Origin of the sequence: Aequorivita sublithincola DSM 14238, from assembly GCF_000265385.1 — a bacterium.
Classification (GTDB): Bacteria; Bacteroidota; Bacteroidia; order Flavobacteriales; family Flavobacteriaceae; genus Aequorivita; species Aequorivita sublithincola.
Window position 1 is genome coordinate 2,546,148 of sequence record NC_018013.1, and the last position, 14,589, is coordinate 2,560,736.

13 protein-coding genes are annotated in these 14,589 nt (G+C 37.4%); 5 read left to right on the top strand and 8 right to left on the bottom strand.

Features of this window, described 5'->3' with window-relative positions:
• Positions 1–3: 3 nt before the first annotated feature.
• Entirely contained in the window at positions 4–975 is a 972-nt protein-coding gene (locus tag AEQSU_RS11670) for a CPBP family intramembrane glutamic endopeptidase (RefSeq protein WP_014783062.1), read from the top strand.
• On the top strand, positions 975–2,042 hold the full coding sequence (locus tag AEQSU_RS11675) for an AMP-binding protein (RefSeq protein WP_014783063.1): 1,068 nt from the start codon (positions 975–977) through the stop codon (positions 2,040–2,042). The genes AEQSU_RS11670 and AEQSU_RS11675 overlap by 1 nt, the downstream gene beginning before the upstream one ends.
• A gap of 28 nt (positions 2,043–2,070) precedes the next feature.
• On the opposite strand, the gene AEQSU_RS11680 is transcribed toward AEQSU_RS11675, so the two are convergent.
• From AEQSU_RS11680 to AEQSU_RS11690, 3 genes are read right to left on the bottom strand one after another with little or no spacing between them, the layout of a single operon-like run.
• Positions 2,071–2,568, bottom strand: a complete 498-nt coding sequence (locus tag AEQSU_RS11680) for a hypothetical protein (RefSeq protein WP_014783064.1) — start codon at positions 2,566–2,568, stop codon at positions 2,071–2,073.
• A gap of 38 nt (positions 2,569–2,606) precedes the next feature.
• Positions 2,607–3,362 (bottom strand): glycosyltransferase, encoded by a 756-nt coding sequence (locus tag AEQSU_RS11685; protein ID WP_014783065.1) that lies wholly within the window; start codon positions 3,360–3,362, stop codon positions 2,607–2,609.
• A 29-nt stretch (positions 3,363–3,391) separates the two neighbouring features.
• Positions 3,392–5,035, bottom strand: a complete 1,644-nt coding sequence (locus tag AEQSU_RS11690; RefSeq protein ID WP_014783066.1) for an acyl-CoA carboxylase subunit beta — start codon at positions 5,033–5,035, stop codon at positions 3,392–3,394.
• Positions 5,036–5,272: 237 nt separating this feature from the next.
• On the opposite strand from AEQSU_RS11690, the gene AEQSU_RS11695 reads away from it, so the two are divergent.
• The 3 genes from AEQSU_RS11695 (at position 5,273) to AEQSU_RS11705 (ending at position 7,692) form a co-directional block, all read left to right on the top strand.
• Positions 5,273–5,455: a CAL67264 family membrane protein gene (locus AEQSU_RS11695; protein ID WP_014783067.1), complete on the top strand. Its 183-nt coding sequence runs from the start codon at positions 5,273–5,275 to the stop codon at positions 5,453–5,455.
• Positions 5,456–5,547: 92 nt separating this feature from the next.
• Positions 5,548–7,239, top strand: a complete 1,692-nt coding sequence (ettA, locus tag AEQSU_RS11700; protein WP_014783068.1) for an energy-dependent translational throttle protein EttA — start codon at positions 5,548–5,550, stop codon at positions 7,237–7,239.
• Between the two features lie 3 nt (positions 7,240–7,242).
• Positions 7,243–7,692 (top strand): hypothetical protein, encoded by a 450-nt coding sequence (locus AEQSU_RS11705; RefSeq protein ID WP_014783069.1) that lies wholly within the window; start codon positions 7,243–7,245, stop codon positions 7,690–7,692.
• Between the two features lie 116 nt (positions 7,693–7,808).
• Here AEQSU_RS11705 and AEQSU_RS11710 read toward each other — a convergent pair whose 3' ends face one another.
• From AEQSU_RS11710 to hutI, 5 genes are all read right to left on the bottom strand, one after another.
• The gene (locus AEQSU_RS11710; RefSeq protein ID WP_014783070.1) at positions 7,809–8,783 is read right to left on the bottom strand and encodes an NAD(P)H-quinone oxidoreductase; all 975 of its coding nucleotides are present in this window, start codon (positions 8,781–8,783) and stop codon (positions 7,809–7,811) included.
• A gap of 8 nt (positions 8,784–8,791) precedes the next feature.
• Positions 8,792–11,344, bottom strand: a complete 2,553-nt coding sequence (locus AEQSU_RS11715; RefSeq protein WP_014783071.1) for a T9SS type A sorting domain-containing protein — start codon at positions 11,342–11,344, stop codon at positions 8,792–8,794.
• A gap of 67 nt (positions 11,345–11,411) precedes the next feature.
• Complete coding sequence (locus tag AEQSU_RS11720) at positions 11,412–12,212, bottom strand: MBL fold metallo-hydrolase (protein WP_014783072.1); 801 nt, start codon at positions 12,210–12,212, stop codon at positions 11,412–11,414.
• 61 nt (positions 12,213–12,273) lie between these two features.
• Entirely contained in the window at positions 12,274–13,275 is a 1,002-nt protein-coding gene (locus tag AEQSU_RS11725; protein ID WP_014783073.1) for a formimidoylglutamase, read from the bottom strand.
• Positions 13,272–14,510, bottom strand: a complete 1,239-nt coding sequence (gene hutI / locus AEQSU_RS11730; protein WP_014783074.1) for an imidazolonepropionase — start codon at positions 14,508–14,510, stop codon at positions 13,272–13,274. Before hutI ends, AEQSU_RS11725 begins: the two co-directional genes overlap by 4 nt.
• Positions 14,511–14,589: the final 79 nt, after the last annotated feature.

Below are 14,589 nucleotides of genomic sequence, written 5' to 3' on the forward strand. Positions count from 1 at the left end.
AAAATGTACATAAAACAAGCCTTTAAATCCCTGCACGAATGGTGGCGCTATCTAGTAGGTTTTATTGTAATTTTTCTTGCTAGTCAGTTTGGGTCTATTCCATTACTTATGGCAGTTATGTTTAAAGTGATGGCTGATGGTGGAGACATAGAATCCATTCAAGATCCGAATGTAATGATGACAGTTTTGGATTCTAACCTCACGCTGTTTTTGATGTTGCTCAGTTTTGCAGTTGGTTTATTAGGCGTTTATTTTGTGGTTCGCTACCTTCATAGACAACCATTTGTTGAACTAACAACCTCACGAAAAAAAACCGATTGGGGCCGTATTTTTTTCGGTTTTGGACTTATAACAATAACCACACTTGTGGTAACTGGTTTAGATTATTATAGCAATCCAGAAGATTACGTTTTGCAATTCGATTTGGTTCCTTTTGTAATTCTAGCGGTTATTGCTGTAATTATGATTCCATTGCAAACAAGTTTTGAGGAATATCTCTTTAGGGGTTATTTAATGCAAGGAATTGGTGTAATGGCAAAAAATAAATGGTTGCCTTTAATTATTACATCAGTAGTTTTTGGTGGACTGCACCTCGCTAATCCAGAGGTGGATAAGTTTGGAAACATAATAATGATTTATTACATAGGTACAGGTTTTTTCTTAGGAATAATGACTTTGATGGACGAAGGAATGGAACTAGCGCTAGGTTTCCACGCTGGAAATAACTTGATTACGGCGCTTTTGGTAACTGCGGATTGGACCGTTTTTAAGACTAATTCAGTTCTTAAAGATATTTCAGATCCTTCTGCAGGATTTGATGTAATTGCTCCGGTGCTAATTCTATATCCAATTTTCTTACTCCTTATGGCTTGGCGCTACAAATGGTGTGATTGGGGTGGGAAACTCTTTGGGAAAGTGGAAGAACCAGTTGTTATTGTAGAAGAAAACAATCCGAATTCAACATTTATTGAATAGTGAAACAGTTGTTGCATCCAAATTTTAAATTAAACAGCGAGGCTTTTTCTTCTTCGGAAGCGTTAAAGAAACATGCGAAATTTCTATGCGAAAAAGGGAAGAATGATGAAACCACCATTGGGAAATTTATTTCTGAATGGTTAGATGAAAATGATTTCATTACTGTAAAAACCTCAGGTTCTACAGGAGTTCCAAAAGAAATTAAACTTCAAAAAAACCACGTTTTTAACAGTGCAGAAGCTACGACAACTTACTTCGATTTAAAGGAAGAAACTAAAGCATTACTATGCCTTCCTTCAGAATATATTGCTGGAAAGATGATGTTAGTCCGTGCAATGACGGGGGGTTGGGATTTACACACGGGGGCGCCAGATAAGAATCCTTTGGAAAATGCTAACGACGATTTTGATTTTACGGCAATGGTTCCATACCAAGTTTTTCATTCTTTATCAGATTTACATAATGTGAAAAAACTTATTGTTGGTGGAGGAGCAATTCCGTGGAAGTTGGAGGAACAACTACAAAAAATCAAAACGCAAGTTTTTGCAACCTACGGAATGACTGAAACCATCAGTCATATCGCGGTTCGACCTGTTAATGGAGTTGGTAAATCTGTTGTTTTTTCGGCACTTCCGAAAGTGAATTTTTCACAAACTGAAAATGGTTGTTTGCAGATTCACGCTTCAGAAATCTCGGAAGAAATGGTTGTTACCAATGATGTAGTTGAATTAATTTCTTCAACTTCATTCAAGTTTTTAGGAAGAATTGATAATGTGATAAATACTGGCGGCGTAAAAGTGCATCCCGAAACAGTTGAAGAAAAGCTTTCTCAACACATAAATCAGCAATTTTTTATCGCTTCAGAAAAAGATGATGCTTTAGGAGAACAAGTAATTTTAATTGTTGAAACGGATGAAAATATATCGCTAGAAAACTTTTACGAAGCATTCCAAAACATTTCTAATTTCGAAAAACCTCGAAAAATCTACACTTTGTCTAAATTTCATTACACTGAAACTGGTAAAATAAAACGGGCGGAAGTATTGAAAACTCTTTTCGGAAATTAGTTTTTCAGAAATTTCTCAAAGCCCAACTTTAAACTAAAGGGTGGTCTCCTTGTTGAAATTCATATTTTAAACTTCCTTCCAACTTTAAATCGCTTTCAACTTTGTCTTTAGTAGGTCTTTGCATAATGAGCCAGCCTAGAAGTAGTACGGAAAAAATTAAGTAGTACTGATTCCCTTCATTCATAAATGCCACAATTCCCAAGAAAGCGGGGCCTTCTAAAAGCGCATACCTTATGACGGAAGCAGATTGAAAACCGTTGAGTTTTTCCCTTAACGTTTTCATTGAGGCTAATCCTTTAAGCATATTTCCGTAAAGATAATTGCCCGCCAATATTCCTGCAACGGCCATAAATGGAACTACAAAATACATTACATCGCCAGTATAATTCAAATTCAATTGTTGGTTTTTGGTTTGTAAAAACATCATTACACCAAACACTAGCACTCCAGCGGTCAAGGCGGTATGAATAAGTTTAAAAGTTCTTAAAAATGATTTTGGGGTAATTGAAGGTGTATCTTTTTCCATGCTTTTTATAGAATATAATATTGCTGAAAAGTTTCCTATTAAAGTTTCCTATATTTATTCCAAATTATAAACAACTCAATCGGAGCGTATAAAAAATTCCCTAGTTTTAATTTTGAACCAGGAATATCAGTCCATTTAGATAATGGATGTTCGTAAATCATATTTACATTATTTGGGAAGTACGCTTTCCATCTAAAAAGCAATTCTACATCAAAAAGCCATTTACTTATAAACTCTTCTTTGAAAAGCTCAAAAACCACAGATTTATGAATTAATTTAATTCCGCATTGGGTGTCGTACACAGGCTCATTGAGTAAGGAACTTACAAATGTTGCGAAAATTCTTCCTAAATAATGTCTTCTTTTTTTCCGCTTAATATTCGCTCCCAAACGCGCAAGTCTAGCACCCATCAAAAATTTGATGTTTTTATTTTTTTGAAGAATGCTTAAAAAATCAGATATTTCAGCAAGTGGAACGGACAGATCTGCGTCCAAATAACCTATAAACTCATAATTTTCTGTATTGCCTTTGTTTGCTAGTACGCCACTTCTTATAGCTTCAGCTTTGCCAACATTTTTTTCAAGAGAAAGAAAAGAAAAGTGTTGCATTTTCTTAGAAAGCTCTTCAATCACTTTTATCGTCTGATCTTGACTTCCGTCATTTACAAATAGAAAATGCACATTTGGGTTGTCCTTTCCGAATTGTAAAAATGCTTCCGATTTTAACCTGAATTCTTCATTATAACAGGGTATAACGAGTAAAACCTTTATTGTTGACAGATAGCTATTATCCAATACTTTGTTATTTATTGATTTGGATGATTTTAAACCTGAATAACCCCCATATTAAATGGCTTTTCAATAGGTGCGTGATTAGCGGCTTCAATACCCATAGAAATCCATTTTCTAGTGTCCAAAGGATCAATTACTGCATCAGTCCAAATTCTAGAAGCTGCGTAATAAGGGGAAATTTGCCTGTCGTAGCGCGCTTTAATTTCTTCGAACATTGCTTTTTCAACTTCGGGAGTGATTGTTTCACCTTTCTTTTTAAGCGAAGCAGTTTCTATTTGAAGCAAAACTTTGGCAGCGCTGTTTCCGCTCATTACGGCAAGTTCAGCACTTGGCCAAGCTACAATTAATCGTGGGTCGTAAGCTTTTCCACACATTGCATAATTACCTGCACCGTAACTGTTTCCTAGTATAACTGTGAATTTTGGAACCACACTGTTACTAACGGCATTCACCATTTTAGCACCGTCTTTTATAATTCCGCCGTGCTCGCTTTTACTGCCCACCATAAATCCAGTAACATCTTGCAAAAAGACAAGTGGAATTTTCTTTTGATTACAATTTGCTATAAAACGAGTGGCTTTGTCCGCACTGTCGCTATATATAACTCCGCCAAACTGCATTTCGCTAGGTTTGGTTTTTGCCTTTGTGGTTTTTACCAAAGTACGTTGATTAGCTACAATTCCCACAGCCCAACCGTCAATACGAGCGTAACCTGTTAAGATTGTTTGTCCATATCCTTCCTTGTATTCTTCAAAATCACTATCGTCAACGAGGCGTTTTATAATTTCACGCATATCGTATTGTTCGGCTCTAGACTTTGGCAGAATTCCGTATATGTCATCTTGTTTTTCTTTTGGCTTTAAAGCTTTTTCACGGTTGAAGCCAGCTTTGTCATAATCTCCAATTTTAGAAATAATATTTTTTATTTTGTCGAGTGCATCTTTATCGTCCTTTGCTTTGTAATCCGTAACGCCACTTACTTCGCAATGAGTTGTTGCGCCGCCAAGTGTTTCGTTATCGATGGTTTCACCTATTGCTGCTTTTACTAGATAGCTTCCTGCAAGGAAAATACTTCCGGTTTTATCAACGATTAAAGCTTCATCACTCATAATTGGTAGATATGCACCACCAGCAACACAACTGCCCATAACGGCGGCAATTTGGGTGATTCCCATACTGCTCATCACGGCGTTATTTCTAAAAATTCTTCCGAAGTGTTCCTTATCGGGGAAAATTTCGTCTTGCATAGGAAGGTAAACTCCAGCACTATCCACCAAATAAATAATTGGCAAACGGTTTTCAATTGAAATTTCCTGCGCACGAAGATTTTTTTTCGCAGTAATAGGAAACCAAGCGCCTGCTTTTACAGTGGCATCATTAGCAACAACAATACATTGCTTTCCTTTCACATAACCAATTTTCACAACCACGCCGCCACCTGGTGCGCCGCCGTGTTCTTCATACATTCCGTCGCCAGCAAAAGCGCCGATTTCTATACTCGGTTTCTTTTCGTCGAGCAAATATGCAATGCGTTCACGGGCCGTTAATTTGCCTTGAGAATGCTGTTTGTCAATTCTTTTCTGACCTCCGCCAAGTTTTACTTTGGCCAGTCTGTTTCGCAAATCGGAAACTAAAAGTTTATTGTGATCTTCGTTTTTGTTAAAGTTTAAATCCATTGAAAATATATATTTAGGCTAAAATACGAAATGCAACAAAGTTTTAAGTTTAAAGTTCAAAGTTTTAAGTTTAAAGTTATAAGTCAACCATATCAAGGGCATACGACTTCCGTCACCCGTCACCTAACACCCGTCAAAAAACTATGACATTTTGTTAACGAAAATCCATTATATATTGCCGATATTTGTTTTTGCACTTAAATTTGCACCGTAAAATCAACTAAAGAATATTAGACTATGGGAATGAATAAAAATACTGTACTGGCTTGGGCCACTTTTATAATGATGGTTGTTGGCGTAGTCCTGATTGCCTTGGGAGCTTTCCGATATGACGATGTTGCAGGTTGGGGTTTTGCCGCCGTAGGCATTGGTTTCTTCGCTATCGCTTGGGTTTTTAACGCATTAAAAGGCAGGGTATGAGCAAGATAACTGCCATTAATCACATATAAATATGATTTATTTGGCTTCCTCACAAACTAATAGATTCACAAACTCACAAATTACCACATAAAATGTCCGACGATAAAAAAGTAATTTTCTCAATGTCTGGGTTGACTAAAACCTATCAGAATGCCCAGACTCCAGTACTTAAAAATATATATTTAAGCTTCTTCTACGGTGCCAAAATTGGTATTCTCGGTCTTAACGGAAGTGGTAAATCCACGTTATTGCGAATCATTGCAGGCGAAGAAAAAAACTATCAAGGTGATGTGGTTTTCGCTCCGGGATATACAGTTGGTTATCTAGAACAGGAGCCAAAGTTGGACGAAACTAAAACAGTTCTTGAAGTTGTAAAAGAAGGCGTACAGGAAGTGGTTGATATTCTTGATGAATACAACAAGATAAACGATATGTTCGGCTTGCCAGAAGTTTATGAAAATCCAGCAAAGATGGATGAACTTATGGAAAAACAAGCGAAACTTCAAGATAAAATTGATGCCACAAACGCTTGGGAACTTGACACTAAACTAGAAATAGCTATGGATGCCTTGCGAACTCCAGAACCTGATAAACTTATTAGCGTTCTTTCAGGAGGAGAAAAACGTCGTGTTGCACTTTGTAGACTTCTTCTAAAAGAACCAGACGTACTATTATTAGATGAGCCAACAAACCACTTGGATGCTGAAAGTGTTCATTGGTTGGAACACCACCTTTCCGAATATAAAGGAACCGTGATTGCTGTAACCCACGATAGATATTTTCTAGATAATGTGGCAGGTTGGATTTTGGAATTGGACAGGGGAGAAGGCATTCCTTGGAAAGGGAATTATTCTTCTTGGTTAGATCAAAAATCGAAAAGATTAGCACAAGAATCCAAAATAGCTGGAAAACGTCAAAAGACATTAGAGCGAGAGTTGGAATGGGTTCGTCAAGGTGCGAAAGGTCGTCAAACAAAACAAAAGGCGCGTTTACAGAATTACGACAAACTTTTAAGCCAAGACCAAAAACAATTGGACGAAAAGCTGGAAATATACATTCCGAATGGACCACGTTTGGGAACCAATGTTATTGAAGCCAAAGGCGTTTCAAAGGCATTTGGAGATAAACTACTTTATGAAGATTTGAATTTCAAACTTCCGCAAGCAGGAATTGTTGGAATTATTGGACCAAATGGTGCTGGTAAAACCACCATTTTCAAAATGATTATGGGTGAAGAAGCACCTGATAAAGGAACTTTTGAAATGGGTGAAACTGCCCAAATAGCCTACGTTGACCAAGCACATTCAAATATTAATCCTGATAAAACTATTTGGGAAAACTTCAGCGATAGCCAGGAATTGATTATGATGGGAGGTCGTCAAGTTAATTCACGCGCATATTTAAGTCGATTTAATTTCAGCGGAAGTGAGCAGAACAAAAAAGTTTCTATGCTTTCGGGTGGGGAACGAAATCGTTTGCATTTGGCGATGACTTTAAAAGAAGAAGGAAACGTGCTTTTATTGGATGAGCCAACAAACGATTTGGACGTAAACACGCTTCGTGCTTTGGAAGAAGGTCTTGAAAACTTCGCAGGTTGTGCAGTTGTTATTAGCCACGACCGTTGGTTTTTAGACAGAATTTGTACACACATTCTTGCTTTTGAAGGCAATAGTGAAGTATATTATTTTGAAGGAGGTTTTAGCGAGTATGAAGAAAATAAAAAGAAACGTTTGGGCGGAGATTTAATGCCAAAACGAATTAAATACAAAAAATTGATACGTTAAATTATGTGGAAAAATATTGCAATTTTATCTTTATTAATCATAGTTTCTTCCTGCGGAAGTAAAAAAACATTGGTTAATTCTGAAAAAAATAAAACTGATAACGTAACCACCCTTGAAGGTGTTAACATGGCTTACAAAAGTCTAGGAAATGATATGGGTTCAATACATCTTCAGCTTTTCGAAAACAATACTTTCAAATTCAACATGAAAGTATTTGCTTCTGAAGATGACGATGATGGAAAATCTACCAACATTGATACCAAAGGGACCTATACAAATGATGGCGATTGGAAAATACTGAGCTTTAAAAATCCTAAATTTTCACTTGCCGCAATTTTTGATTCCCAATATGGAGATGCTTCATATTTTAAAGTTTTAGACAACCAAACTGTTAAGATAAATACTTCGAAAGAAGCGCTGCCGGTTTGGGGTATAGTTTGTGAAAAACAATAAAATGTATTTTTAACAAAGTACTTTTTTTCGATCTTAAAGCTATTTGGCATTTTAGTTTCTCTAATTTAGAGAAGATTAAAATGCCAAATTTTTTTTCTACTATAACTTAAAATAGACTAATCCATCGTTAATAAAATTTTCCCGATGTGCTCGCTGCTTTCCATTAATTTATGTGCTTCTGAAGCATCTTCCAAAGGGAATTTTTTATAAATAATAGGTCGTATTTTTTCTGAATGAAAAAGTGGCCAAATGTTTTTTTCAACTTCTTTGGCAATTTGTGTCTTTACTTGCGCTGATTGAGGTTTTAGAAAACTTCCGGTTAGGATTAGATTTTTTGCCATAATGGTGCGCAGGTTTATATTTACCTCATTACTTTTCATTCCATTTATATTAATGAGGCGTCCTTTTGTGTTCAGGATTTCGAGATTTTTTTGAGTATAGTCTCCACCCACCATATCTAAAATGACATCAATTTTCTCGTCTTTTAAAACATCCTCAAAAGCTTCTTTTTTGTAGTTTATTACACTTCCAAGATCCATATTATTTAGAAAATCAACTTTCTTGTCCGTTCCTGCGGTGGTATAAATTTTTGAACCCATTGCTTTTGCCATTTGCAAACCCATAGTGCCAATGCCACTAGTGCCACCGTGAATTAGCAGTTTTTCACCTGGCTGAAGTTTACCCAACTGAAATACATTAAACCAAACAGTGAAAACGGTTTCAGGAAGTGCAGCTGCATCCGTGAGACTTATTCCTTCAGGTATAGTAAGGCAGTGCGAGCTTTCTACGGCAACATATTCAGCATAGCCGCCCCTTGTGATGAGTGCGCAGACTTTATCACCAATTTTTTTATCTGAAACGTCCTCGCCAATTTCTATAATTTCTCCTGAAACTTCCAGCCCTGGAATTATTGTTCCATTAATTTCTTTGCCGTATGTACTCGTATTTTTGCGCGTTATAACATCGCTCCGATTAACTCCTGCTGCTTTTACCTTAATAAGAACCTCGCTTTTCTGTGGTTTTGGCCGAGGTGATTCCTTGATTTGCAACACTTCGGGTCCACCGGATTTTGTAATGTGAATGGCTTTCATAAGTGTATTTATCTTGCGATAATAAGTTTTTTGGTTATAGATTGATTGCCAAGATTTACTTTTACTAAATAAACTCCCGCGGGAATCCCTTCAGTTTTTACAATAATATTTTTATCGTTACTGAAATTTCCACTGAACAAATCCTTTATCTTTTTTCCTGAAATATCAAACAATTGAACCGTTCCTTCCGAAGAAAGACTTTGCGAAATAGTAAATTCTGAAGTCGCTGGATTCGGATAAATTTTAATTGAATTTGAAGCCAATTCATTTTCGCCAATATCTAAAATATCGCTTACATCATAACTGTGCATTGCTCTTCCGAAAGTTCCTGCAAAAAGTGTTTTGGTAGGTTCGTGGAATTTTAAATCCATCACGACAGTAAGAGGAAGATTATTTCCTAAGATTGTCCAATTCGCCCCATCGTCTTTGGAATACCAAACGTTTAGATCAGTTGCAACGAAAAGAATATTTTCTGCTGGATAGGTAATAATATCATTCACAGGAATGTTTGGTAAGTTTGATGAAATATCTGTCCAATTCTGTCCGCCATCGGTCGTTTTGAAAATATGCGGAGTATAATCCAAATATTTAAAGCCCGAAACAGCTACGTAAGCAATCATATCATCACTCGGCACCATCGCGATGGAAGTGATGTATTGATCAGGCAAACCAGCGCTTACGTCCGTCCAAGTTGCGCCGCCGTCAAAGGTTACGTTTACGTTCCCATCGTCACTTCCTGTGTAAATTACATCAAGATTATTATATGAAGCTGCAATCGCAGTAAGTGTTCCAAAAGCCAAAGAACCACTTGGGTGAAGACCATCCGTTAAATCTGGGCTAATGGCTGTCCAAGAAACTGCGCGAGTAGATGTGTATAGTTTATTGCTACCATAAAACATTTTTTCTGGACTAAAAGGCGAAAGAATTACGGGAGTATTCCAGTTTACACGGTCGCTACCATTAATTCCATTCGTTCCATTTTGAAAAGAATTTCCGCCGTTGGTTGACCGTCTTAGGTTTCCGTATTGTGATTCCGCATAAACATATTTATTATCAATTGGATCCACATTTACGTGAAATCCATCACCACCAATAATTGATTGCCAATCGCTCAAACCGCCCGTTAATGTGCGAATGGTGTTGTTATCTTGGGTTCCACCATAAAGTCTTTCTGGGTGCTGATAATCAACTTCAATATTATAAAATTGAGTAATAGGAAGATTTTCAAAATGCGTCCAACTATTTCCGCCATTTTCAGAAAAATAGGCGCCACCATCATTTCCGGCGAGCATAAAATTGCTGTTTGTTCTAGAAAAATCCAATGCATGATGGTCAACGTGCATTCCGCCCAAGGTGCTCCAGGACGAACCGCTATTAGTAGATTTTGCTATATCAAAACCTATAATATAAACTTCGGAAGAATTTGTAGGGTTTACCCGAACATTGCCAAAATACCAACCAAAATTAGCATCTATTCCGCTCAGTGCTCCGGCTGAAGTTACTAAAGTCCAATTGTCACCATTATTAGTAGACTTATAAAGCCCGTCGAATTCATTAGTGATTTGATTTGTTGTAAAACGTGCATAAACAGTAGCAGGATCTGATTCTGAAACTGCAATACCAATTCTTCCAGTTTGTGCATTTGGAGCAGGTAATCCGTTGGCAGTTCCTAATTCAGACCAAGTAGTTCCACCATCCATAGAACGATGAATTGCTGAAGATAGTCCGCCATAATCGCGTTCCCAAGGTTTGCGGGTGCGTTCCCACATTGCAGCATAAATAATGTTTGTGTTGGATACATTCATTGCTACATCTATTGCGGCTGTAGAGTCGGTTACAAAAAGAACTTGTTCCCAGTTTGTGCCGCCGTTTGTGGTTCTATAAACTCCACGCTCGTTGTTTTTTCCGTAGAGCTGTCCCGTTGCTGCTACAAAAACGCGGTCTGGATTTGTAGGATCAACTACAATTCGGCCAATATGATTACTTTCTGGTAAGCCTACGTTTGTCCATGTATCTCCAGCATTATTACTTTTGTATATTCCATCGCCAAAATAGGCTCCGTCTGTTGCGCTTCCGTTGGCTTCTCCGGTTCCTGCATAAATTATTTGTGGATTTGATTGCGCAATTGCAATATCGCCAATGGAAAGTTTGGATTCGTTGTCAAAAATTGGAGTCCAATTGACGCCGCGATCGTAGCTTCTAAAAATCCCGCCAGTTGCAGTCGCCAAATAGAGATGGTCGTCGTTATCTGGAGCTATTGCCGCATCGGTAATCCGTCCACCAGTATTTAATGGACCAACAAAAGTCCATTCTCCAGCAGCTTCTGGAGATCTGTTGGCAAGAATCTGTTTGGACTGCGCAATAGCTTCCTTATAAGCATCCTTATTGATGTAATTGTTTGGATAGGCGCGTTGGTTGTACATCCACTCTGCGGGATATTCCATTTTTCCAGTTTCCTTTTCAGCTACTTTTTCTTCTGAAGAGTTTTTACAATTTATAAAAAGAAGTGCTGAAAAGAATGAAAGCACAATTAAGTTGAAGGGGAGTTTGTAGTTTTTCATCACGGACGGTTTAGAGTTTGTTTTTTTGAAGACGTTTTATATAATTCATTGATTGTAAATGTCGTAATTATTTTTTTGGATACCAATCCAATTGGATTACCTTAATATTAGGATCTCCAGCTTCCACCAGAGATTTAAACTTTGAAACATCGCTCAAACCCTCCGTTCCTCTATAGTGATAAGGGTAAACGGTTTTTGGTTTGAAAGCCAAAACTGCTTCTGCAGCTTTTTCAACGGTCATTGTGTAGGGTAAATTCATACAGACAAAGGCGATATCAATATTTTTCAGATTGCGCATTTCTGGAATATCTTCTGTGTCGCTAGAAATATAGATTCGCTCACCATTTTTCTCAAGCACATAACCATTTCCTCTTCCTTTTTCGTGAAATTTTAAAGCTTCTGGTCGTAGATTATACATTGGTATGGCTTCAAAAGCAATGTCAAAATCTGAAATTTTTTCGCCATTGCTCATTACTTTCGATTTGCTTTGTAGGTTTTTTGGTAATTTGTCAAAGACCGCTTTGGGAGCAATCAATTTTGTTTTAGCTACCACAATAGATTCAAGCGTTGGAATGTCCATATGGTCGCGGTGAATGTCAGTAATCAAAACAAGATCGGGCTCGCGGAATTTTGAAAATAGATCTTTTCCGCCTACTGGATCAACATAAATGGTTGTTTCGCCCCAGTTCAGAACCATTGATGCGTGTTCTACAGGGTTGATTGCGAGTTCTTTATTTGTTACGACTTCCTCATCATCCAAATCAGTTGCAGGAGCTATTACAGATGCCTCGGATTCGGTTTTTTCTGTTGTGTTTTTGCAACTAATTAGTGCAACGGAAAAGAAAATGGTAAGAGCAATACCTTTCATAAAAAATAATTTTGAATGAAGATACTAAGAAAGAAATGTTTAGAAAGGTATTTTTAAGATTTTATGAAATAGAATCACTTACTAAATAAGTAATTGCCTTCCCAACTTGATTCGGAAACACTCCCGCCGATGGCGAACCTTCACAAATATGAAGGTAACTAGCATTTTCGTTTTTTGTGAAATAGGAAACAAATTGTCGAGCTTCATTTAAAGAAAATCCACTTGGCGAAATGGCGCTACTTCCCATCATTTCAATTGCATCCATATCTAGCTCAATTCCGAAGTTTTCGTTGCAGCAGAAGTTTTCAGCATCTTTTAAAGCTACAGAAAAGGACAGTTTTTGGTTTACTGAAATATCTTCAAAAAGATTGAAGTTTACTCTGTGTGAATTTTTTTCCATTGAATTGAAAACCGCTGCAGAAGAATAATTTCTATGAAGTCCGAAGATGAAATATTTCGCCAAAAAACCATCCACAAAAGCATACGAAAATCCGTTGCCACTATGACGATGTTCCAAACTCCGGAAATCTGTATGCGCATCAAAATTGATGCAGTTTATGGGTTTTTTTAATGCTTGCGAAGTTCCTTTTAAATTTCCAAAACTGTTGTTATGACCGCCACCAATGATAATGGGAAACTTACCAGCTTCAACAATTGCTTTTATAACTAAAGAAATTTTATCATCAATCTGACTCACCAAACCGCCTAGTTCTTCGGCATAATGAATTTCTTCTTTTGAAATACTTTCGGCCTGCTTCATTTGGGTTTCGCAATCAATTTCGCCTAAAAGAATTACATTTTCAGCATTCGTTAAATGATTATGCTGAATATTCAAAAGGCTTCCTAGCGCGGCTTCCCAAGCTTTTGAAGTTCCGGGATTACCAAAATTTGCCCGAACGCCAATATCTTCGGGTATTCCTAAAAGCACATATTTTGCAGCATGGTTTTTTAAATCTTCTAGCGATTTAACAAAGGACACTTTTTCGCCAAACTTGGTTTCTCCAGCTCTCTTTTTTAGGAAGGAAGTACTATTTTTTTCAGAATAAATTTTCAGTAGGCTCATTTCACTTCTTTTCCGCCAATAATCACTGAATCAATCAAATTACTTCCAAAAGCGTATGGTAAATAACCATACGATGGAATTGGTTTTGTGATAATGAGATTTGCTACTTTTCCTCTGCATATACTGCCGTGAGTTTCGCTCAATCCCATTGCGTATGCACCGTTGATGGTTGCGGCATTTATTGCTTCTTCGGGAGTTAAGCGCATTTTTATACAGGCTGTAGCAACTACAAAATTCATATTTCCACTTGGTGTGGAACCTGGATTGTAATCTGTGGCTAGTGCCAAAGGTAATCCGGCATCAATTATTTTTCTTCCTGGAGTATAGGGAATACTCAAAAAGTATGAGCAGGAGGGAAGTGCCACAGGCATTGTTTCGCTGTTTTTTAAAGCTGCCAAGTCTTCATCTGTAAAAACTTCCAAATGATCCACGCTCAGGGCTTTGTGCTTGACGGCAGAGGCAATCCCGCCAATACTGTTGAATTGATTTACGTGTACTTTTGGGATGAGGTTGTATTTTTTTCCTTCAGAAAGAACGCGATCCATATCTGCCACAGAAAAATAACCTTCTTCACAGAAAATATCTATGTATTCCGCTAAACTTTCTTCAGCAACTTTTGGAAGCATTTCGTTGCAGAGCAAATCTAAATAACCGTCTTTATTTCCTTTGTATTCCGTGGGAATTGCGTGCGCGCCTAAAAATGTTGTTTTAATGGTAATAGGATATTCTTCAGCAAGTTTTTTTGCAACGCGGAGCATTTTCAGTTCGGCATCTGTAGTGAGACCGTAGCCGCTTTTAATTTCTATTGCACCAGTGCCAAGTTTCATTACTTCTTCTAGGCGTGCAGCAGATTGATGGTACAAATCTTCTTCCGAAGTTTCTTGTAGTTTTTTTGCACTGTTTACGATCCCACCCCCTTTTTCGGCGATTTCTTGATAACTAAGACCGTTGATTCTATCTACAAATTCCTGCTCACGATTGCCTGCGTAAACGATATGGCTGTGGCTATCGCACCAAGCGGGAAGAACCGTTTTTCCGCTGCAATCTATGGTTTTGAAACCTTGGTGTGGGCCCATTTTGGCCATAATTCCGTAATCTTCAATAATTCCGTGGTTGATATATAACCATGCGTTTTTGAGTGTTGGGAGTTCTGCCATTTCTTTTCCGCTGAGTTTTGTTGGGAAGTTTTCGCGGACTTGGAGTAGTTCTTTTATGTTAGTGAGTAGTAGTTTCATTGTAATTGTGTTTTAAAACTCAATTAGTTTCAGTGGTTTTTTTGTATTCGAGTTGTTTTTTAGTCTTGTTTATTCTGAA